This window comes from Chthonomonas sp. (assembly GCF_035294165.1).
Lineage (GTDB): Bacteria > Armatimonadota > Chthonomonadetes > Chthonomonadales > Chthonomonadaceae > Chthonomonas.
Genome location: NZ_DATGLN010000082.1, coordinates 15,520 through 35,980, shown reverse-complemented (window position 1 = coordinate 35,980; position 20,461 = coordinate 15,520). Strand labels below are relative to the sequence as shown.

General features: G+C 55.8%; 17 protein-coding genes and 1 tRNA gene. 14 read left to right on the top strand and 4 right to left on the bottom strand.

What is annotated here, in order from left to right; genetic code table 11:
* From VKV29_RS04570 to VKV29_RS04560, 3 genes are all read right to left on the bottom strand, one after another.
* Positions 1–2,155, bottom strand: a 2,155-nt coding sequence (locus tag VKV29_RS04570; protein ID WP_324200122.1) for a right-handed parallel beta-helix repeat-containing protein, incomplete at its 3' end; no start/stop codon positions are given.
* 108 nt (positions 2,156–2,263) lie between these two features.
* Positions 2,264–2,337, bottom strand: a tRNA-Met gene (locus VKV29_RS04565).
* 65 nt (positions 2,338–2,402) lie between these two features.
* The gene (locus VKV29_RS04560) at positions 2,403–2,978 is read right to left on the bottom strand and encodes a formylmethanofuran dehydrogenase subunit E family protein (protein ID WP_324200121.1); all 576 of its coding nucleotides are present in this window, start codon (positions 2,976–2,978) and stop codon (positions 2,403–2,405) included.
* Between the two features lie 250 nt (positions 2,979–3,228).
* On the opposite strand from VKV29_RS04560, the gene gspE reads away from it, so the two are divergent.
* The 13 genes from gspE (at position 3,229) to VKV29_RS04495 (ending at position 18,142) form a co-directional block, all read left to right on the top strand.
* Positions 3,229–4,932 (top strand): type II secretion system ATPase GspE, encoded by a 1,704-nt coding sequence (gspE, locus tag VKV29_RS04555; RefSeq protein ID WP_324200120.1) that lies wholly within the window; start codon positions 3,229–3,231, stop codon positions 4,930–4,932.
* Between the two features lie 5 nt (positions 4,933–4,937).
* Positions 4,938–6,185 carry a type II secretion system F family protein gene (locus VKV29_RS04550; protein WP_324200119.1) on the top strand — a complete coding sequence of 416 codons (1,248 nt, stop codon included), beginning with the start codon at positions 4,938–4,940 and terminating at the stop codon, positions 6,183–6,185.
* A 31-nt stretch (positions 6,186–6,216) separates the two neighbouring features.
* Complete coding sequence (gene gspG / locus VKV29_RS04545) at positions 6,217–6,645, top strand: type II secretion system major pseudopilin GspG (protein ID WP_324200118.1); 429 nt, start codon at positions 6,217–6,219, stop codon at positions 6,643–6,645.
* Positions 6,646–6,648: 3 nt separating this feature from the next.
* Positions 6,649–7,200, top strand: a complete 552-nt coding sequence (locus VKV29_RS04540; RefSeq protein ID WP_324200117.1) for a prepilin-type N-terminal cleavage/methylation domain-containing protein — start codon at positions 6,649–6,651, stop codon at positions 7,198–7,200.
* Between the two features lie 2 nt (positions 7,201–7,202).
* Positions 7,203–7,622: a type II secretion system protein gene (locus tag VKV29_RS04535; RefSeq protein ID WP_324200116.1), complete on the top strand. Its 420-nt coding sequence runs from the start codon at positions 7,203–7,205 to the stop codon at positions 7,620–7,622.
* Entirely contained in the window at positions 7,619–8,539 is a 921-nt protein-coding gene (locus VKV29_RS04530; RefSeq protein WP_324200115.1) for a type II secretion system protein, read from the top strand. Before VKV29_RS04535 ends, VKV29_RS04530 begins: the two co-directional genes overlap by 4 nt.
* Positions 8,536–10,338, top strand: a complete 1,803-nt coding sequence (locus VKV29_RS04525) for a helix-hairpin-helix domain-containing protein (RefSeq protein ID WP_324200114.1) — start codon at positions 8,536–8,538, stop codon at positions 10,336–10,338. Before VKV29_RS04530 ends, VKV29_RS04525 begins: the two co-directional genes overlap by 4 nt.
* Positions 10,339–10,379: 41 nt before the next feature.
* Entirely contained in the window at positions 10,380–12,470 is a 2,091-nt protein-coding gene (gene pilM, locus VKV29_RS04520) for a pilus assembly protein PilM (protein WP_324200113.1), read from the top strand.
* Positions 12,457–13,053 carry a type 4a pilus biogenesis protein PilO gene (gene pilO / locus VKV29_RS04515; RefSeq protein WP_324200112.1) on the top strand — a complete coding sequence of 199 codons (597 nt, stop codon included), beginning with the start codon at positions 12,457–12,459 and terminating at the stop codon, positions 13,051–13,053. Before pilM ends, pilO begins: the two co-directional genes overlap by 14 nt.
* Positions 13,034–13,900: a hypothetical protein gene (locus VKV29_RS04510; RefSeq protein WP_324200111.1), complete on the top strand. Its 867-nt coding sequence runs from the start codon at positions 13,034–13,036 to the stop codon at positions 13,898–13,900. The genes pilO and VKV29_RS04510 overlap by 20 nt, the downstream gene beginning before the upstream one ends.
* Positions 13,897–16,749: a secretin N-terminal domain-containing protein gene (locus VKV29_RS04505; RefSeq protein WP_324200110.1), complete on the top strand. Its 2,853-nt coding sequence runs from the start codon at positions 13,897–13,899 to the stop codon at positions 16,747–16,749. Before VKV29_RS04510 ends, VKV29_RS04505 begins: the two co-directional genes overlap by 4 nt.
* Positions 16,750–16,933: 184 nt before the next feature.
* Entirely contained in the window at positions 16,934–17,344 is a 411-nt protein-coding gene (msrB, locus tag VKV29_RS04500) for a peptide-methionine (R)-S-oxide reductase MsrB (protein ID WP_343217338.1), read from the top strand.
* Positions 17,345–17,350: 6 nt separating this feature from the next.
* A complete protein-coding gene (locus VKV29_RS04495; protein ID WP_324200108.1) occupies positions 17,351–18,142 on the top strand; it encodes an alpha/beta hydrolase family protein in 792 nt (263 codons plus the stop codon).
* Positions 18,143–18,144: 2 nt separating this feature from the next.
* Here VKV29_RS04495 and VKV29_RS04490 read toward each other — a convergent pair whose 3' ends face one another.
* A complete protein-coding gene (locus tag VKV29_RS04490; RefSeq protein ID WP_324200107.1) occupies positions 18,145–19,200 on the bottom strand; it encodes an endonuclease/exonuclease/phosphatase family protein in 1,056 nt (351 codons plus the stop codon).
* A 230-nt stretch (positions 19,201–19,430) separates the two neighbouring features.
* Between VKV29_RS04490 and VKV29_RS04485 the strand changes: the two genes are divergently transcribed.
* Positions 19,431–20,450: an ABC transporter permease gene (locus VKV29_RS04485; protein WP_324200106.1), complete on the top strand. Its 1,020-nt coding sequence runs from the start codon at positions 19,431–19,433 to the stop codon at positions 20,448–20,450.
* Positions 20,451–20,461 lie beyond the last annotated feature (11 nt).

Genomic DNA, 20,461 nt, shown 5'->3' with positions numbered 1-20,461 from the left:
TAAAGCCTTTCGGCCCTATTTGGTTGAATGGGATAGGTCGGAAGCCCATATGGAGAGCGGGAGAACGAGGCAGGAGTTCAAAACCCCGTTTTTCGGGGGCCAGAGGGTCTAAAAAGCCCGGATCGGTGGTCACCAAATTGTTTTGAACGGTAACGATATGGTCATTCATGCCGTCGAGCCATTGTATCCAGGTTCCACCGACGCAAATGTTATGAGTGATCGTGTTGTATTTCGGCACGGCCGGGTCGTCCTGCAGAATGTTGGCCAAGTGTGGGTAGGCGATGCTGTAGGGAGGCCGGTTATAGTGAACGGCTTCGAGGCGTGAAATAAGGATGGGGTCTTTGCCGTTAAACCAGTCCTTTGCCCAGCTGAGGCCGCGGGCATCTACATGAATAGCGGGGTCGCAATCGAGAAAGAGATTGTTGTCTACGGTGTTGTCACGGCCACCGCCGATCATCACGGCGCAGCCGGCATGGAAGAAGATATTGCCGTAGACGGTGGTGCCGCTGGCGCAGTCATCCAGATAGACCGATTGCACTCCCTCGAAGGCGTTTGCCCGTTGAATGTGAGGCTCAATGTTGTGAAAGTAGTTATAGCGAACGGTGTTCCCTCGCATACTGAGGTCCCGTCCCATATAGAAGGCTCCGGCGTCGCCGGTATCGAGGCAGACGTCGTGAATATCGTTGAACTCGATGAGGTGGTTATTGCCGGAGAGCAGAATGGCGTTATGGGGGGCATTGTAGATGGCGTTATAGGCAATGAGGTTGCCCACTCCATCTATATTGACGCCGGCTCGGTAGGTGAAGTCCCATCGGTTGTAGTCATGGATGGTGCATCCGATCACAAAGTTGCCCCCCGGAGTGAGTGTTTGGCGGTCGCCACCACCTAGTAACACGCCTCCGCTGCCGGTGTTGTAGATGGCGCACTCTTCAATGCCGTTATGAGACCCGCTTTGGCGATTAAGGAGCGTATTTGCATAGATAGCGTTTTGGTAGTTCTGCGTATCATCTCCGATGCTTGCGGCGTATTCTCCGAAATTGCGGAGGGTGCAATGGACAAGCAGATTATGGTCTCCACCCACTATCTGCACGCCGCAACCGCGTCCGCACTCAATGGTGAGGCCATCTAGAATCACATGAGAGGCGTCGGTTAGGGTGATGAGAGGGGTTGTGAGAATTGAGACCTCCGTATCCCCCTTGTGGATCGAGGCGGGTGGCCAGAAGTAGAGAACGCCGGTATCGCGGTCGAGATAGTATTCGCCCGGTGCGGCAAGCTCCTCGAGGATATTCAACGCATACCATCGTGAGCCTATCTGGTAACCGTAGACGCCGTGGGGCGGGACGGTGTGGATGAGGTGCTTCGCCGTGTCAATGGAGGCGATTTTTTCGTAGCTATCGGCCCAGTCGAACGTCCAGTAGCCGTGTACCCACACGTCATGATCGTTGCTCCAGCGTGATGGCTCGTCGCCTTCATAACCAAACTCACCGCCTTGAGGGCCGGCCGGAGTGGTGGCGATCGTAGTATATCCGTGGAGGGGCCATCGGGCGAGCTGCATCGGCTCTCCGCGAAAGAACAGCTCCAACGGAGCAGGAACGATGGGTAGGCCAAAACCACGTCGGGTAAGCTGCCCAAAGTTCTGGATGCCTTGGCTGTGCAGATCGCACTGAAGCACATGGCCACGTGCGGCTTCTGGCAAGCGCTCAAGAATATGGGGGTCGGTTACCGGTTGCCAATGCGAGATAAGTTTGCCACCGGTGATGGAGACCGTCTGGCGGTGCCATGCAGCATAGCGAACGGGCGCTTGGGCGGTTCCTCCATCTGCGGCTGTAAGGGCAAATGTTTGATGCAACTCATAGCGCCCACCTTCTAGCCACACTGTGATGCCTTCTTTTTGGGTGGGGTGCTGCTTTTTGAAAGCGCGTACGGCCTGTTGTGCTCGCCCAAGTGTAGCGAATGGCCCATCCGTATGGGTGCGATTGGGATAAGGAAGGTAGCCAGACCAGGCGTCGTTGCCGTTAGGAGCTACATAGAAGTTCATCCTTGCAAGGCAGGGTATGGCGGCGAGTGCGAGCAAGAGACTGAGGCTGCCGATAGCAGGCGTTTTCCAAATCGCCATAAGGCCTTCTCTCATGGTGTTTTTATTTGGGTTCGACATCGAAGAGGGGATTCCTGCCTAACGCGAAGAGAGGGAAAGTTAGGCGAAGTTGGCGGGTTCAAACGAATTCACGGAGCCTGCCATGAGGCAAGCTCCGTTCAAGAAAGGGAGCGGGGGCCAGATTTGAACTGGCGACCTTCGGGTTATGAGCCCGACGAGCTACCAGGCTGCTCCACCCCGCAGCGTCGCTTTAAATATGGCATAATTGCGGCGGATTTGTCAAGGAGATGCGGTTGTGGCGTCGGCCTTAAGGCTGTGCCTTGGCGTGTGCTGTGGGGTGCGATTTGGATGGTGAGGTTTTTGTGGATTTGGCAGGACGTAGAAGCATTACTTGATAAAGAGAACTCGGATTGGCTTTCATGACGGCCCAATAGCGTTTCAGGGGGCTATATTGATTGCATCGGTCGAGAAATGCCTGTGCCGATGCCGGAATGACGTAGCGCAGCATTTGTGCGGTTCGTATGTCGGTGATTGTGGCGATTCCAAAGACAGGCTGATCGGCCCGAGCAGAAAGCACATGGAGTGTTCCTCGACCCGGCGTGGCGATAGTTGCCAGCATAATGCCGTCGGCCACGCATGGGCAAGGCGCTTTCGGGCCTGACTGATAGGTTACCTCAACCTCGGTGCGCCGGGTATGTAGGCGACGTAGGGCATCTAAGCCGATGCGTATGCCAAGGGCGACGTAGGAGCCGAACGCACCGTGGACACGTTGGCCGAGAGCGACCCATTCTTGCGGCGTTTCAGCCTGTGCGGAAAGGGGTTTTATGTAGAGGCCACCGCAGAGCAGGACGGTTCCTAGTAGCGATAAGAAGGAGGGTTGCATAGGCTTAGTCCTCGAACAAATTCTACCGATACAGAGTACTTTGAAGTTCAAGCTTGCGTCAAGGGCCACTCCTAAGGCGGGAGGTTAGTGGAACGATAAAAACCGGCTTTGAAATAGGTACCCAGATGTGGCATCGCGATGCTTGGGGTCGAAAAATGACCGAAACTCGTGAAGGACTTGTGCGTCAAATATGACGGTTGAATTGCGTGTGCGCGTCGGTAGGGCGTGAAAAGGAAAGAGGTGCACGACCTTGTTAAAGTTAAAGCGGGCCCTTTTGGGCGCCTTATTGGTAGAAGAGGGAGCCATTACCCAAGACCAGCTCGATATGGCTTTAACCGAACAGCAGCGTGGGGAGAGCCGCAGGCGGATTGGAGAGATACTCGTTTCCATGCGGGCGATCTCAGAAGCGCGGTTGCTTGAAACGCTTTCGCGTCAACTCGAAGTGCCCCTGGTAGATTTGAATCAAGAGCCGCCCGACCCAGAAGTTTTGAAGATGGTACCTAGCGAGTTTGCCATCCGTCACCTGCTCATTCCCATTCGGCGCACTGAGGAGAGGCTTGTGGTGGCAATGGCCGATCCGCTGGATATTCAAGCCATTGACGACCTCCATCTGCTCACCGGTCTCGACATCGCCCCCATGCTGGCCTCGGCTGCCGACATACGCCGCGTGTGTGAGCAGAGTTACATGTCGCGGATGATACAGGGCGTTGAGGAGGCCGAGCGCGCCGTTACCGAGGACGAAGAGAGCCTCGATATCGCCGACCTCCAAAAGATGGCGAAGGAAGAGTTTGTCATCCAGATGGTGAACCTTATCATCAACCAGGCCATTCAGGATGGGGCTTCCGATATCCATATCGAGCCGTTTGAGCGCATGTTGCGTGTGCGCTATCGTATTGACGGCGTGCTTCATGAGGTCAACGCGCCTCCACGTCGCTTCCACGCAGCCATTGTGAGCCGTATCAAGATTCTTTCCGATATGGATATTGCCGAGCGGCGGTTACCTCAAGACGGGCGTATGCGCATTCGCAGCGGGGGACGCCAAATTGATATTCGCGTCTCCTCGGTTCCCACCGTATATGGCGAGTCGGTGGTTATGCGCATTTTGGATAAGCAGACGGCCATGTTAGGCCTCACCGAATTGGGCATGAACCAACAGATGTTTTCCACATTTCGACGGCTCATCCAGGAACCACACGGCATTATTTTGGTAACCGGCCCTACAGGCTCTGGAAAAACAACCACTCTCTATGCGGCCCTAAGTGAGATATATAGTATCGAGAAAAAGATCATTACGGTGGAAGACCCGGTGGAGTACCAGCTTTCTGGTATTAACCAGATACAGGTTCAGCCGCAGATCGGCTTAACGTTTGCCAATGGGTTGCGCAGCATTGTGCGACAAGACCCCGATGTCATTATGGTTGGGGAGATTCGCGATAGAGAAACGGCAGAGATCGCCATTCAGGCGGCACTTACAGGCCATCTCGTCTTCTCCACCTTGCATACCAACGATGCCGCCGGTGCCGTTAGCCGCCTGCTAGATATTGGGGCGGAGCCCTATTTGGTGGCCTCATCTCTCATCGGGGTTTTAGCACAGCGGCTTGTACGTATAAACTGTGAGCGTTGCAGAGAGCCTTATGAGGAGAAGGCCGTTGCCCTACGGGAGATCGGAATAGAGCCTGAGCAGGCGCACCTTTTGATGAAAGGGCGTGGATGCCCAGAGTGCCGTGGGGTGGGCTTTCGAGGCCGAAGCGGCATCTTCGAGATGCTGACGGTGGATGAGGAGATACGCGGGATGATCACACGGCATGAGCCATCGAACCAGATCAAACAGTATGCCCAGAGGCAACGCGGAATGACCACGATGCTTCAAGACGGCCGAGAAAAGGTGTTGCAGGGACTTACCACGGTGCAAGAGGTGCTTCGTGTTTGCCAGAGGGAGGAGTTTAGTATTTAGCCGCCATGCCAGAGTTCACATATGAAGCACGCGACCGCAGCGGTCGTCTAACAACGGGAGTTATCAATGCGCAGGACCTCCAGGATGCCGCCGTGAAGGTGCGAGCTTTGGGGGTCTATCCTACCCGCATACTCACCGGCCAGCAAGCGGCGAACGGGGCGATGACCAAGAAAAAGGAGGCGAAGGCTGCGGTTTCCTCGACATCGGAAGGGAAGAAGCGCATTGGTCGTACCCAGATTCTGCTTTTCACACGAGAGATGGCGGATCTGCTCGATGCCGGTTTGCCGATGGATAGGGCTTTCTCCACGCTGATCGAACAGATGGAGAGCGAGGCCATTCGCCCCATGCTGCAGTCTATGCAGGCAGATATCCGCGCCGGCCAGCCTCTGTCTGAGGCGCTGAGCAAGTTTCCGCGTGAGTTCTCCACCCTCTACATCAATATGGTGCGGGCCGGTGAGGTTTCTGGCCAACTGCCCGAAGTGATGAAACGTCTCGCCGATTTTATGGAGAAGGAGCAGACACGGCGTAGCCAGATTGCGGCGGCGCTCACCTACCCGGCCGTGTTGATAACGGTGGCCGTAGGGGCGGTGACCTTCCTGTTGACCTTCGTGGTGCCTAAACTCTCCGGCATCTTTCATGATATGGGCAGTGCCTTGCCTTTGCCTACCGTCATTCTCTTAACCCTCTCCGGCATAATCGGGCGCTATTGGCCGGGCATCGTGGTTGGAATTGCGCTGGCGGTCTTTCTGCTGAGGCGCTGGCTACGCACCGAGACGGGAAAGCGTCGAATGGATGCGTTTCTCCTAGAGATGCCTCTGTTCGGAACGTTAAATCGGAAGGTGGTTGCCTCCCGATTGGCCAGAACGCTAGGCACCTTGTTGGCCGGCGGTGTGCCCATCCTCGAAGCTATGAGCATCACCGCCTCGGCGCTCGGCAATGAGGTGGCCGCCGAAGCGGTGTTGAATGCCCGCGGGCATGTGCGACAGGGCGAGACGCTGCACGCCGCGTTGGAAAAAAGCGGCGATTTTCTGCCCGTGGTGCTGCACATGACGGCAGTTGGGGAGGAGACCGGCAGACTGCCGAGCATGTTGCTGCGGACGGCGGAAACGTTGGACTTCGAGGTAGATAATACCATGCGGCGATTAACCAGTCTGGTGGAACCTCTGGTGGTCTTGCTGATGGGCGCTTTCATCGGGTTCATCGTGTTATCTATCCTCTTGCCGATCTTTAAAGCCAATACTCTCGTAAAATAATGCTAACTTTTTAGATAAGGAGATAGTCTGTATGAGTCGACGAGTCAAAGAGCTACGACGCGCCTTTACACTGATCGAGATTCTCGTTGTGGTGGTAATTTTAGCGATCTTAGCTGCGATTGTGGTGCCAAACGTCATTAGCCGCATAAAGGATGCCAAGATTTCGGCCGCCATTGCCGACATTAAGGCCTTCGACAACGCTATTGACCAGTATAAGCTGGATATGGGCACGGTACCACCGAACTTAGATGCGCTGATCACACCACCTAGCCCCCGTGGCAAATGGAATGGGCCTTACCTGAAGAATATTGACCATATCCCGCTCGATCCGTGGGGCAATCCCTACATCTACAAAGTCCCCGGAAGCAACGGGCGCGAATACGATCTCTATTCTGCAGGGCCGGATGGGCAACCGGGGACAGCCGATGACATTCAGGACTGGAACCTGAAAGGCCAATAGCGCTTGAAAGTAGGCAAAAGAGGCTTTACGCTTATTGAACTGCTCACGGTGATCCTGATCATCGCGATTGCGGCAGGGATCGTCGTGCCGGCTTACGATAGGTTCTATGCTAAGCGTCAGTTCGATGAAAAAGTGAGCGAGGTAGAGTCTCTCTTTGCCTACGCCCATCGCCAGGCCATCACGCTTGATGAGACGGTTACCGTGCAGTGGGACCCAGCGCATAACGCCTTCTTATTGCTGGTTCCCATGCAGCCGCCGCCTACCGACACCCCGGTGGCTTTGCAACAGGATGTGACATCGCAACCTATGCCTCAAAGCCAGCCGGTGGAGTTGGGCGTCAACATACGGGTGCTGAGTTTTACACCTCTGCAACCGTCGGCAGCGCCAAACACCCTCGGAGGGTTAACCCAGGTGAACTTCTACGGCGATGGAACGTGCGATGGGGCGCAGTTGAGCTTGGTGAGTGCTCAGGGATATGAAGCCGATCTGCTGCTGCAGCCGGCAACGAGCCAGACGCAATCCCTTAACGCAAGCTCTGGAACCCAAGGACAGTAGCAATGCGAGTGTCTCGTGGTTTTACTTTGGTGGAGATGATCGTTGCCACACTGCTGCTGGCTATAGGCGTGACAGCAGCGCTAGGTGCCATCTCGGCAAGCGTGCAGTTGGCCTCGAGGGCGGAACACCTGCAAACGGCGGCCATGCTCGCCCAGGAGAAGCTTGCCGAACTGGAGTTGCAATCTGCTAGCCTCGGTCCGGGCACGCAAAAAGGAGATTTCAATCCTCAGTACCCCGACTATCGCTGGACGGAAGAGGTAGACCCAACACAGTACCCTGATCTTTTCAAAGTGACGGTTCACATTGAATGGGGCGACCCAAACCAGTCGGCGGGCAGGGATTTTGTGACCTATCTGCGTGTGCAACAGCAGAACGGAACCTCTTCTTCGACAACCTCGTCGAGCGGACTTACCGGGCAATGACCAGGCAACGGCAAGGCTTTACCCTGATCGAGGCTCTTGTAGCTCTCATCATCTTCGGCATCATTACCGCCGCATTGGGCGTTGCACTCTCCACGTCTATACGTGCCGAGATCACCCTGCAGAACCATCAACAAGATGCGGAGGTGGCTCGTGCGGTGTTTCATTTTCTGCAGCAAGACCTGGAGGCGGCTTTTCCTGCTGCTAACAACGCCGCCTCTCTTTTTGTCGGTAACGGCGCCCCAAGCTCGGTGCAGTTGCCGAATAGCCTGCTCTATTTGAGCACCTTAACCGGAAGGATACAGACCGCTGACCCCAATCTCGACCCGGTGCTCGCCATGAATGCCAATGTAATGTCGAATAACACGAATGCCACTGCAGCGACGAATAGTTGGACGCCTCAATGGGATTGTGCTTTGGTGCGTTACTGGCTGGATAGCACGACCGGCGAGCTGCATCGGACTGTGGTGAATGTGCCTAACCTACAGCTTTTTGCCCAAACGAACCCCAACGTTCCCGATGTGATCGCCGATAAGGTTCTCTCCATGCAGTTGCAGTTTTGGGACCCGAGCCAACAAACCTGGCGTGACAGTTGGGATTTCGAGCAACCCAACTGGCAGCAACAGATGCAGCAACTAACCCAGAAGAGTGGGCAAGGACAAAGCGGTCAGAGCCAGAATGCGACGACCACCACCAATAGCGCTACCACGGGGGATATGCAGCTGCCATCGGCGGTGCAGGTGACGTTGGTGATTCAAGGTTCCGACGGCAACCCAGATACATTTATCACCACGATCCCTATTGAGGTACAGCAGCCACCCCTGCCCAACACGCCGGTGAATAACAGCAGCTCATCTGGCTCGCAAAACGGCTCCGGTGAAAGCGGTACGAATGAGATGAGTACGGGAGGCGGGCAATGAGGGCACATCGCGGACAGGCGCTTATTCCCGTTCTACTGGCCATGCTGCTGCTGGTGGCCGTAGCCGTTACCCTCGCGGCACGGGCGCATGATCAGGCAAGAGCGAGCGCCAATTTCGTTGAGCAGGTTGAGGACTACTATGCGGCCAAAGGCGCTTTGAACTATGCCATTAGCTCTCTAGAGCAGACGAGCACCAATGGGGCAACCTATGGGGTGGTGCAACCCGATCCGACGGCCGATCAGAACGGTTGGTGGCAGATAGGTGACTTGTGGGTAAAGGTGATGGCGGTAGATACGGCCTCACGCATCAACATCAACCAGGTTGACCTCAATACCCTAGAGCAATTGCCGGTTTTTGCCCAAAACCCCGATTTAGCCCAGGCGATTATTGACTGGCGTACGGCTGCCACGACAACAAATGCCCAACCGACAAGCACTCAGGGCGCACAGCAGGGAGGAACAGAGAACTACGAGAGTTTGCCAACCCCCTATGACAATAAAGGAGCCCCTTTCGATACCATTGGAGAGCTTTTACTGGTGCAGGGAATGACCCCCTCCATTCTCTACGGCACCGTTGCCGGCACCCCGGCCGCTGCCGGGCAGACTCTCAGTAACACGACCACAAACAGCTTGAGCACGAGTTCTAGCACCACAACGAGCCGAAGTGTGGTGGGGCGATACGGTAACGCGGTAAGGACTCGGCAGTCTTTGCTGGGGGGTGGGACTGCCAACGGAGGGGGAACTGCCGGCGGAACCGGCACCAATGGGAGTAACAGCGGCACCACAGGGGAAGATTTTAGCGATATTTACCAGAACAGCACGCTGCCGCTGGCCCAGCTTTTTACCACCGTTTCGCGTGAGCTGAACGTGGCATCTGATGGGACACAGCGCATTAACATCAACACCGCAACGGAGCAAGACCTTGAACAGCAGCTGAATATCCCTGCCAATATCGCCCAAGCTATCGTCAACTATCGGCAAGGTGGCGGAGGTGCTGCTGGAGGGAACGGAGGTGGTGCCGCCGGTGCTGCAGCGAATGCCACAAGCCATAGGCAAGCACGGCCTGGGGGAGGCGGTGGTGGCCCCCGGCCTGGAGGTGCAGGCGGCGGGCCGGGGGGCGGCCCTCGGCCTGGCGGTGTAGGTGGTGGGCCTGGAGGAAATGGGGGTAATGGCGGTGGCCCACGCCCTGGAGGCGGCCCCGGCGGTGGAGGGAATCCTCGCCCCGGTGGAGGCCCTGGAGGTGGCGGAGCGGCTGCCGGTGGCGGCGGGCAGTTCACCTCAATAGGCGATCTCTTGAAAGTACAAGGAGTAACAACCGCCTTGATGCAGCAGATCGCAGATAAAATAACGGTAGATAACAATACCTATCGCGAAAATGTCGTGGATGTGAACACTGCACCACCGGAAGTGTTGGCCATGGTACCCGGCATGAGCCGCGATCTGTTGAACGCCATTGTGCAGTATCGCCAGAGTGGCCAGGCCTTTCAAGGGCTAGGCGACCTATTTAGCCTGCAGGTGAGCAATGATGAATTGGAAAACGCCATCGGCTCGCTATCAACCAAAGGAGCGGACTATATTATCCATATTCTGGTGCGAAGGCAGGGAAGCCCACGAGTCTACGCCGTGTCGGCGTTGGTAGAGTTCACCCCGAACGGGCCTCAGGTGCTGCAGTGGCGTGAGGTGCAGCGGGCGCCAGGGTGGTACCAGTGGAATGCTCCACCTGTTTTACCGCTGCCATCGCCTAGTGGGAGCAGCGCTTCCGGCACAAATATGGGGACTTACAGCGGTGGAGGGCAGTAAGCGGTGAAGGAGTGCATGAGGAATTGAAGGAGAGACAGAAGATGAGGGCGCAGAGATCCATAGTAACTATAGACTTAGGAGCGGAGTCTATTTGGGTGGGAGAAGTTGTAACGGGGGCCAGCGGTGAATTCGGAAAGCAGCCGCATCTCGTACGGCGCGCCCAAACGGCTTTGCCGACGGGAATTTGGGAGAGGCCTGCCGAACTTACCGATGCTCTGGTAGAGGCTCTGCGTCAATCCCTCCAGCAGGCCGGTATCTCGACAAAGGACGTTTTCGCCTGTTTACCGCGCCATCTCGCTACGCTGCGCCCTATTCAACTTCCCCACGTCCCGCCGGAAGAGCTAAAGGGCATGGTGAGCTTTGAAGCACAGCAATATATTCTATATCCGGTAGATGAAGCGGTTTTGAGCTACTGTCTCTTAGAGGGACGGCAGATCGCTGCTGACGGCGCCGAGGTAGACAGTGTGCTTTTAGCCGCGATGCGTAAAGACCTCATTGAGGCAGTGCTGCTGGCTTTCGAGCGGTTGGGGCTTACCTTGCATGATCTGACTATCTCCTCTACCGCTTTGGCACAACTCGGCGCAGGCTTTCCTACAGGAACCGCCCTCTTGTTTGCAACATCGGAGAGCATGGATTTGGTGGTTCCCGATTCGCAGGCTTTCTTCTCTCGTGGGGTCGCATTGGTGGGGGCGCGAGGAGATGAGGCGGCCCATGCAGAGCGTGTTGCCGAGGAGGTGGTGCGCTCGTTAGCGGCCTATCAGAACGAATATCGGCAACGCAGTATTGGCAACCTTTATCTGTTGGGGGGGCCAACAGCTTTTCTCGAGTTGTTGCGCAGTCGTCTACTCGGCAGTCTCGACATTCCGGTGGAGTTCTATCCCTGGAGCGCGGTGCTAGGCCAGAGCGATGCCTCGGCGCTCTCCTACGCACGTGTGCTTGGTCTTGCCCTCCAGGCCACATCAGAGCCGCTTTTGCCTATCAATCTTATTCCTACCGAGCTTGCAGAGCGTCGTCAGCGGCTGGTGAAACAGCGGCTTGGGCTGCTCGGCATCGGTGTGACGGGGGTTGTGGTCTTTTTGGGCACCACATGGGCTATCGGTGCATGGCAAAAGCACGAACAGCTTCAACAGGAGACGTTAGATGAGAATGTGAAACTTCAGAAGTTCGAGCACGATCGGCTGAAGCCCCTACAGGATGCCACAACGAAGTTGGCAACGGTAGAGCAGGAGTTGCAATCCGGTTTGGATCGTGCTCACCCCCTTCTGGATATATTAACCGCTCTCTCGCGGGCTATGCCCTCGACGCCAAACATTTGGCTCACACAGCTCTCTTTTACACGCAACGGCACCATCACGGTGCGCGGAAACGCTAAAAGATCGTCGGATGCGGTAGCGTTGTTGCTAAGCTTGCAGCGTTCCAAAGCGTTTACGGACGTACAACTTAGCTTCATGGGGGATGCCGGTCAGGGAGGCGGCTCCAGAGCCGCTTTGCAAAATATGGCTCCAGTAGAAGCCCAGCCAACTCGTCAAACGGCCAATCCACAGTCGTCTCCAAGCGCTCCTTTAGCTCCAATGTCGAATTCAAGAATGGGAGGCCCCAACGTGCAGATACAGAACGGAGTGTCTGCCGGGTCGAATGGAGGAGTAAACAGTTTTCGTTCGGGCAGAAAGGGTGGGGCTTTTAGACGTTTCGGGGCGGGGCTAAGCCCTTCAGGGTTTAATGGACGGGTGCCATTTGGAGGGCCTACGCCCGGCTTTCAACCGCCAGGGGCGCCGCCGAGTTTTTCCCCGAGCGGCCCTTCTGCTGGGTTTTCCCCACCTGGTGGAGCGCCGCCGCAACTGCCCACACAAGGGCAGGTGTCTCCACAGGTGCCTTCGATGAACGGGCAATCGTCCAACGGCTCTCATGGCGCTGACCCGACACCAACCTTAAGGACGACCGAAACGGCCGCCACGCCACCAAAGATGTTGCCGTCACCTCTCAGCCCGGCTCCGTCGGACGCAGACACGCTGACGAGTTTCGTGATCACGTTTCGGGTGAATCCTGTTGTGACCTCGCTGATCTCTCAAAACGTAGCCGAAGCTGCCATGCGGACACAGCCAACAGGAGGCACACAAGGTGACGCTCGGTAAGCGGGATAAGTTCTTATTGGTGCTTTTGGGGCTTGTTGTGCTGCTTGCCGCTTGGTTGCAACTAACGGCGCCAAAACCAGCGACTACGGGCGGCGTTGCGGGAAAGATTTTGCCGCTTGACGCTGCGCAGCGCCAGTATCGGGCCGATGAAGCTTCGTATAGATTGCTAGAAGAACAACAAAATACCCTGCAAAAAAATATTGAAGCGCTCGCCTACGATATTCCACCGGATGTCCTCATGCCCAGAATCATCGAGCAGCTCGAACAGAGCGCCGCACAATCGGGGGTGCATCTGGCGGAGATCAGGCCCTTAAGGCCTGAAACAACGCCTTCTGGCCAACTGATGCGTGTGCCGGTTCAGGTGCGCTTTCAAGCGCCCTTCCAGCCGGCTGTAGTGAAGTTTCTCTACATGATTGAGAAACCCAAGGGGCATCTGGTGGTGGAGAAGTTCGATATCGGTTCAAAAGATACACATCAACAAGCGGTATCCGTAACAGCGCAAATAACCGCTTATACACGCGCAATAGCCAGCTCGTCAGCATCGAGCGAAGGAGGAGACGAAAATGATAACGGGAATCGATGACGGTTTCGGCGCTCGATCGGGGGTGCTCTTCGGTGCCCCTTATGAGACCCTCTTCAAGAAGGAGATCCGAGGTAAACAGTTTCCATGGACGCTCGTCGGAGTTGCAGGCGGGGCACTTGTGTTTTCGATTGTCGCCCTGGGAGCCGCACCGGCTTATATGAAACATACGGCCCATCGGCTGCAGGTAAAGGCGGCTGCGGCCAGCAGTGCCTCTGGTGCTCCTCAAGTGGCCGATGCCGAAACGGCCGGTAGTGGAGCCGGGAGCGCACGCACCCCGCGGCCAAGTCTCGACTTTTATCTGAGCGCGCTTCGTGGGAGCCTGTTTAGCCCACCACAGCCGCCCAGCCCGCCGGCTAAACCAATAACCTTGCCGGCTCCAACACCGGTAGCCCCTATGCCGGTTAATCCGTTTGCCGATTGGGCCTATACCGGCACGGTACATGTAGGCGACGAGACGATAGCCCTCATTGAAAACTCGAAAACCGGTGAGGGGCGGTATGTTCGTGTCGGTGACTCCTTCTTGGGAGCGCAGGTTCAGAACGTAAGCGACCAGGTTGTCATGATGAAGTTGGGAGATAAACCCCTTGTGCTTACGCGCTCCGATAGCATAGTGATTACCCCGCTGGACAAGAATGCGGAGGTGCCCCAACAGACGAATGCACAAGCTCAAAATGCGCAAACTGCGGGACAGCCGCAGACGCAAACGATGTCCATGCCCGTGATGGGCGGACCACCACCTCAGTTCAATCCGCAACAAAACCAAGATCGGGCCGCCATGCGAGCCTATTGGCGACAGATGCGCCGGATGGGAGGTGGGCGATTCTTCAACGGAGGCCCTGGACGATGAGGCAAAGAGCGCATAAGTTCTCTCTAAACCGTTCGGAAAAGCTGTCGCAAGGATGTATAGCGGCCCTGTTGGCCTTAGCCGGTCTCCCTGCTTTGGCGCAAGGGCAGCAAGGGCCGCCCCCGAACGGCAGACCGCCTGCACAGGGCGGTAACCCACCGTTTCGCATTGAGCCGCGTGGTGGGCAAGGTTTTGGCGGTGCCGGTAGGTTCGGAGGCTTCCGTCAAAGAGGGGCCGGTAATCCTTTTGCCGCTGTGGCCGGCCGACAGGGGATGCGGATCTCTTTTGACTTCCGCGGATCGGACATCATGAATGTGCTGCAGTTCTACGCCCAGATGGCTAATGTGGAGATCGTGGCCGATCCGAGCCTCTCCGGCAAGGTAACGATCATTAACCCAACGCCGGTTACTCTCGATCAGGCCTTTACAATCCTGCAGCAGGTGTTGGCCGTGCGAGGCTTTTCGGCAATTGAAAATAACGGCGTCATCTCTATTGAACCTTTTGCCACCGCAGCGCGCAACACCACCTTGATCAATCCGGGTGTCAATCCGAATGGGCCAACTCCTGTTGACCCGAGGAACCAGGTGATGACTCAGGTGATTCCCCTTGAGAACGCCGATGCAAAATCACTGGCGCAAGACCTGCAGCCGTTGATCAATCAGGGAGCGAGCCTCATCGGCGTACAGGATACTAACTCTCTTGTAGTTACCGACACCGCCAGCAACGTGCAGCGCATTCTGGCTTTGGTGCAGGCTCTAGATAAAAGCTCCTATAAAACCGAGCTAAGGGTCTATCCACTGCGTCATGCCAACGCTACCGATGTTGCCGATGTCATCAATAACGTCTTCAAACAGATGAGCGGCACAACAACTCCTACGAACGAGCCAGGGAGACCCGGCCCGCAAATGCCTTTCCAACCCGGTCAACAGCCTCCGGTGCAGCAGAATCGACCGGCAGTTTTTGCGGTGGCCGATACGCGTACGAACTCCGTGCTCGTTGTGGCCTCTCCGGATAACCAGGAGCGTGTAGCTCACGACATTATCGATCGCCTCGACGCCGATCAAAATGCCCTATTGCAGACGGTGGTGCGCAAAATTAATTTTGCGGATGCGGTTGATGTGGCCAATCTGGTGAACCAGGTTCTCTCGAATCAATATGGGGCGACGCAGGCTAATCAGCAGAACGCCTCATTCCAGCAGAGAGCTTTTGGAGGGTTTTTCAACCCCTTCTTCGGGAACCAGCAGCAAGAGCAGACCGTGCCGAGCACCGACCCGTTTGGGAAGGTTGTGGCCGACCCACGAACCAACTCTGTGCTAATTACGGCGACCGCCGACCGAATGCAGACGATCAATAAGCTGATAGATGCGCTCGACCAGGAGGTGCCTGCCGAGTCGACGACCTTTATTTTCCCACTTAAGAACGCCAACGCCGCCGATGTTGCCTATGCTCTCGGACAGGCGTTTGGAACCGGCCAACAGAACGGTTTTGGCAACTTCAACACCTTCTTCTTTGGCGGGGGTGCTCCTACCACAAACAACCAGGTTGGGTTGCCAAAGATCAATCGTCAGCTCGGAAACAACGCGCTGTTCACACGTTCTGCCGCACCGCCTCAGCCTCCAAATGCGCCGGACAGCGCCGTCCCACAGGGCCAGCCGGATGCCGGCGCAACTGATAATAGTGGAAACGGCTCGGCCCCAACCGACCCTTATCAGGCGAACTCCATCGGTCAGGAGCCGACCCGCCAGTTCTTCCGTCCGTTCGGAGGCTTCTTTGGCCAAAGAGGGATCGGACAGAACACCGGCCCACAGTATGGACGCGGCCGCAACGGGGAGTATGCCAACCTCCTACAGTTACAGAATAATGTTTATGTAACCCCTTCCCCAACCGGTGATGCCGTTATAGTGACAACCACACCGGATAACTATGAGGCTGTAAAAGAGCTTATAGAGCAGCTCGATGTGGTGCCACGCCAGGTGATGATCAAGCTGATCGTGGCCGAAGTGAGCCTCGATAAGGACGAGAAGCTCGGCTTCGCCTTAAACGGCCTGTTTAAAGACCTGTTCGGAAAAACGAACACGGCTACCGGCCAGCTCGGCCTGCAGGCACCGGGTTTCAACACCGGAGCGAATGGGCTTTCCTTGGATCCGCTTGCTGAAGGCGCGCAGTTCGTGCTCAACGGGGCAAACTATACGGCGTTGCTGCAAGCTTTGGAAAACGACAACCGCGTGAAAGTGATGGCTACACCTACCGTCTTCACCTCCAACGGTCAAGAGGCGTTGGTGAATGTGGTGGAGCGGATACCCTACATCTCCGGACAAACCATCAGCGGTCTATCGAACTTTGTGACGAACAACATCTCCACGGTGCCGGTGGGGTATCAGATAGATATGACCCCACGCATTACGCGAGATGGATTGGTAACCATAGATGCGGTAGCCCAGGCCAGCACGCTCAAGCAGTTCGAGACACTGGGTTCCGGCGCCAACGCCAGCCAGTATCCGGTGGTGGATGAGCGCAACATAGATACCGAGATAACCGTACAGAGTGGGCAAACGGTAGCGATCGGAGGTCTCGTTCAAAATACGGAGACGCTTACCGTCAACAAGATTCCCTTGCTTTCGGATATTCCGATCATCGGCCAATTCTTCCGCGAGCGCGAGCGCGTTACCAACCGCACGGAACTGGTGTTATTTATCACACCGATAGTGATCAACAGCACTCAGGAGGCTCAGGCCATGACACAGAAGGAATCGAAAGGGCTGGTTCAACAGTTGCCGGATTTAAAGAAGGAACACCCCGACCTTGCCCCGCCTCCGGCCTCCAAAACAACGGTGTCTCCTTCGCAAAAGTAGGACGAGAAGGTAGGATAAAGTAGGGTACGGAAGCGGTTGCCGTACCCTGTTTTTTTTTGTGCGGAGTGCCTCACAGGGTGCTGTCTGCTGCCTCTTTATTTCGGCGATAGAACTGCATGTTGTGGGGTATTCTTAAGATGAGAGAAATGAACATTTTCTACCGAACCTGGTGTTGGAGGAGAAAATGGGCAAGGAGAAGATCGTGCGAAGTGAAGAAGAGTGGCGCAAGATACTGACGCCCGAGCAGTACTATGTGTTGCGACAGGCGGGAACCGAGCCGGCTTTTACCGGGAAATACTATAAGAACCACGAGACGGGCGTTTATGCTTGTGCAGGGTGTGGTGAGGTACTGTTTACCTCGGATACGAAATATGAATCGGGGTCGGGTTGGCCGAGCTTTTGGGATGCAGTGGACGAGCAGAAGCTTGAGCTTTTGGACGACTACAGCCATGGAATGCATCGCATCGAGGTGCGTTGTGCCAAATGCGGAGGGCATCTAGGACACCTTTTCGACGATGGACCTCGCCCTACAGGCAAGCGGTACTGCATTAACTCTGCCTCCTTGCAGTTTCATAAGAAGGAGGAGCATAGCTAACTGCCGATGGCTTTTTGCGAACTGAAGTATTTTAGCCCTGCCCTACAAAAACAGACGGCGGCCAACATCATCCTACCGGAAGGCAAGAAAGGGCCTTTTTCGGTGCTCTATCTACTGCATGGTCTTTCAGACGATCACACGATCTGGCATCGGCGAACCTCTATCGAACGCTATGTGCAGGACATGCCCCTCATCGTTGTTATGCCGGATAACGGACGTGGTTGGTATACCGACGCCCTGGAGGGGCCGGCAAGCGAAACGGCTATTGTCTCCGACCTCATGAACCTTGTGGATTCGCTCTTTCCGACGCGTGCGGAAAAAAGAGGGGGGAGATGCGTGGCCGGTCTTTCGATGGGCGGATATGGGGCGTTCAAACTAGCCCTGAAACATCCCGATAAATTCTGCGCAGCGGTAAGTCATTCTGGAGCGTTGGGCATTGGCCATTTTCCTCTGAGGCCGGAGGAAGTGGAGCGTTCGGGGGACGATGTGAACCTTGAGGAGCGACGGCGCTGGCTGCGTGAGATGGTGCGGATTTTCGGAGAAGACCCGGTGGGCGGCCCAAACGATCTTTACGCGCTTGCCAAGCAGGTTCCACAATCTCTACGTCCAGCCCTACGTTTTGATTGTGGCACAGAGGATTTCTTGCTCGATCAGAATCGCAGCTTCCATTCCTATCTTGATGAGATGGGTTACGCACATGAGTACGAAGAGTTTCCAGGTGGGCACGAGTGGAGCTATTGGGATCGGCATGTGCAAGAGGCTCTGCAGTTCTTCCGTCCACTGCTGCGACTCGATTAAGCTTAGCGCATGAGCGTAAGATCGGCCACGACCGGGCAGTGGTCAGAGCCAATGCCGTCGCCTGTTTGGCAGTTGTGTATCTGCCATTGCGGGCCGGTGAAAATATGGTCAATTCGTAAAAAGGGAAAGGGGGGCAGAAGATATTGACCATAGGTATAACCGTGGCCCCGGCCGGCTTGGGCAAAGGCGTCTTGTAGATTCCCCTCTTGTTCCAGCATTCGACAGACCAAAGAGGTCGGTGGGGAGTTAAAGTCCCCGGCAACGATCGTCGGCTCCTGAGGGTGTAGAAGCTTCAAGATGCCGTTGGCTTGGGCAAGGCGATGTTGTGCACCCTCTCGTAAAATGTCTATATTTCCCTTAAGTAGGTCGAGAAGCGCCCAGCGCGGCGAGAGAAGATGCACCGAGTAGATGGTAACGAGACGCCTGTCAAATCGAATCTGAAACTGCATGGAGTGATAGTTGGGATCGTCGGGGGCTAGTGCGAGGGAGCGAGCATTGAGAATAGGATAGCGGCTTGCTACGCTACATTGATAGAGCGTTTTCGTGTAGTAGCCGTTCAAAGCCTCTTGGACGGGACTGCTGAGGATGCCGGCAGAATCCTGCATCACCAAAACATCGGGATGAAATCGCCTAATTGTCTCTGCGATGGCCTGCGGGTTGCGTTTTCCCCATTTCACATTGTAGGTCATGATGCGTAGTGTTGAGGCTGCGGGGGAGGCTGAGTTCGGCGTATGCCAACAGAACCCCATTAAGGGGCCGGCGACCCACAAAAGACTCATGACGAGCAGACCTAATTTTCGAGGTGTGTAGCGCAACACAGGGAGTAGTAGAAGCAGGGCCGGTAGTCCCCATATCCATGGTGGTAAGTAGAGAGCGACGATGCCCAAAACGGTTCTTTCAGGGCCAAAGAGTTGAAGTAAGGTGGCGAATGCCGGAAAAAGAACTTGTAAGAGCGCTAAGATTGCAAGCCGTCTGCGCCATTTGCGAACACGACTGCGCGGTTGAGTACGTACGGAGGGGTAACCTCGCCACTCAACCTGACGTGCAGGAATCGCCACGTTTTCTTCTCCAGCAAAGTCGTTTGGGTCTATCGGTGAAATGGTCGTGCTTCCAATTTATCGGCTAGAATAGGTGTTTTCCTAAGAGGAAAAGAATCGCTATATTATACGGATTGAGCGAATAATGAATTAAAGGGGCAGGAATTAGGCCGATTGGGCGCGAAATTACGTGCCGCGTAAGAAAGTCGGATCAAGAGGTTTTGCACAATACCGAGGAGGGTTTCCGAGTTTTGTCGGTATCTAAAGAAGGACGACTGCTATCTCTGGTAGCCGAAAAGCGAGCCTCCATTTGGGCTGCCTACTCGGGGGTACTGGCTCCTCTTTCTTTTTTAGTGATTCTGAGTTTGATATTATGGCGCTTATCGCCTAATTTTGCCACACGGGATAATCTCAAACAGATTGTCGTTCAATCGGCGGTTGTGGCGATTCTTGCCTGTGGCCAGACTGCAGTTATCATCGCTGCCCAGATCGATCTCTCGGTGGGTGCCATCATGGCGTTTTCGGGAGTAGCCGCTGCCGTGGCCATGCACACCTACCATGTAAGTGTGCCTATAGGTGTGCTGATCGCCTGTATAACCGGTCTTGTTTTTGGCTCGGTCAATGGCCTGATTACCGCCTATGGGCGTATTCCCTCCTTCATCGTTACGTTAGGGATGATGGAGGTTGCACATGGGGCTGCCGGACTGCTGTCGGGGGATCAGGATGTGTCTACCCCCCAATCGTTTCAGGTGTTTGGTTATGGGGAGCTATTCGGGGGACCGACGCGCGATGGCATTCCTTATGCAGCGCTGATGTTGATCCTCACGGCCGTCGTGGTGCATATCGCCTTATCGAAGACGCGGTGGGGGCGTCAGGTCTACGCTATTGGAGGCAATGCCGAGGCGGCGCGGCTTTCGGGTGTGCGTGTAGCCCGGGTGATCGTTACCGTTTTTATGTTGTCGGGTTTTCTCTCTGGGGTGGCGGCGGTGGTAAGCGTATCGAGGGCAAGCGTGGCCTCGCGCGATGCCGGTGTGGGCTACGAGCTAGACTCGATCGCGGCGGCCGTACTTGGAGGGACCTCTTTGTTCGGTGGGCAGGGAGGCATTCCCGGAACGATTTTAGGGGCCGCACTTATCTACACAATTCGGAACGGTTGCGCTCTGCTGGGATATGGCCCCGACCTGCAAGAGGTTATCATCGGTCTTGTGATCGTGGTGGCCGTGCTTTACGACCGGTTTGGGCCGGGGCGGCGGGCGCTCCGCGCAAATTAGCAGAAACGACA

Excerpts from the sequence above, each read along its gene's own strand:
- VKV29_RS04560 (WP_324200121.1), bottom strand. The coding sequence starts at position 2,978 with ATGCAACCCTCCTTCTTATCGCTACTAGGAACCGTCCTGCTCTGCGGT.
- VKV29_RS04550 (WP_324200119.1), top strand. The coding sequence starts at position 4,938 with ATGCCAGAGTTCACATATGAAGCACGCGACCGCAGCGGTCGTCTAACA.
- gspG (WP_324200118.1), top strand. The coding sequence starts at position 6,217 with ATGAGTCGACGAGTCAAAGAGCTACGACGCGCCTTTACACTGATCGAG.
- VKV29_RS04535 (WP_324200116.1), top strand. The coding sequence starts at position 7,203 with ATGCGAGTGTCTCGTGGTTTTACTTTGGTGGAGATGATCGTTGCCACA.
- VKV29_RS04530 (WP_324200115.1), top strand. The coding sequence starts at position 7,619 with ATGACCAGGCAACGGCAAGGCTTTACCCTGATCGAGGCTCTTGTAGCT.
- VKV29_RS04525 (WP_324200114.1), top strand. The coding sequence starts at position 8,536 with ATGAGGGCACATCGCGGACAGGCGCTTATTCCCGTTCTACTGGCCATG.
- pilM (WP_324200113.1), top strand. The coding sequence starts at position 10,380 with ATGAGGGCGCAGAGATCCATAGTAACTATAGACTTAGGAGCGGAGTCT.
- VKV29_RS04510 (WP_324200111.1), top strand. The coding sequence starts at position 13,034 with ATGATAACGGGAATCGATGACGGTTTCGGCGCTCGATCGGGGGTGCTC.
- VKV29_RS04505 (WP_324200110.1), top strand. The coding sequence starts at position 13,897 with ATGAGGCAAAGAGCGCATAAGTTCTCTCTAAACCGTTCGGAAAAGCTG.
- msrB (WP_343217338.1), top strand. The coding sequence starts at position 16,934 with ATGGGCAAGGAGAAGATCGTGCGAAGTGAAGAAGAGTGGCGCAAGATA.
- VKV29_RS04495 (WP_324200108.1), top strand. The coding sequence starts at position 17,351 with ATGGCTTTTTGCGAACTGAAGTATTTTAGCCCTGCCCTACAAAAACAG.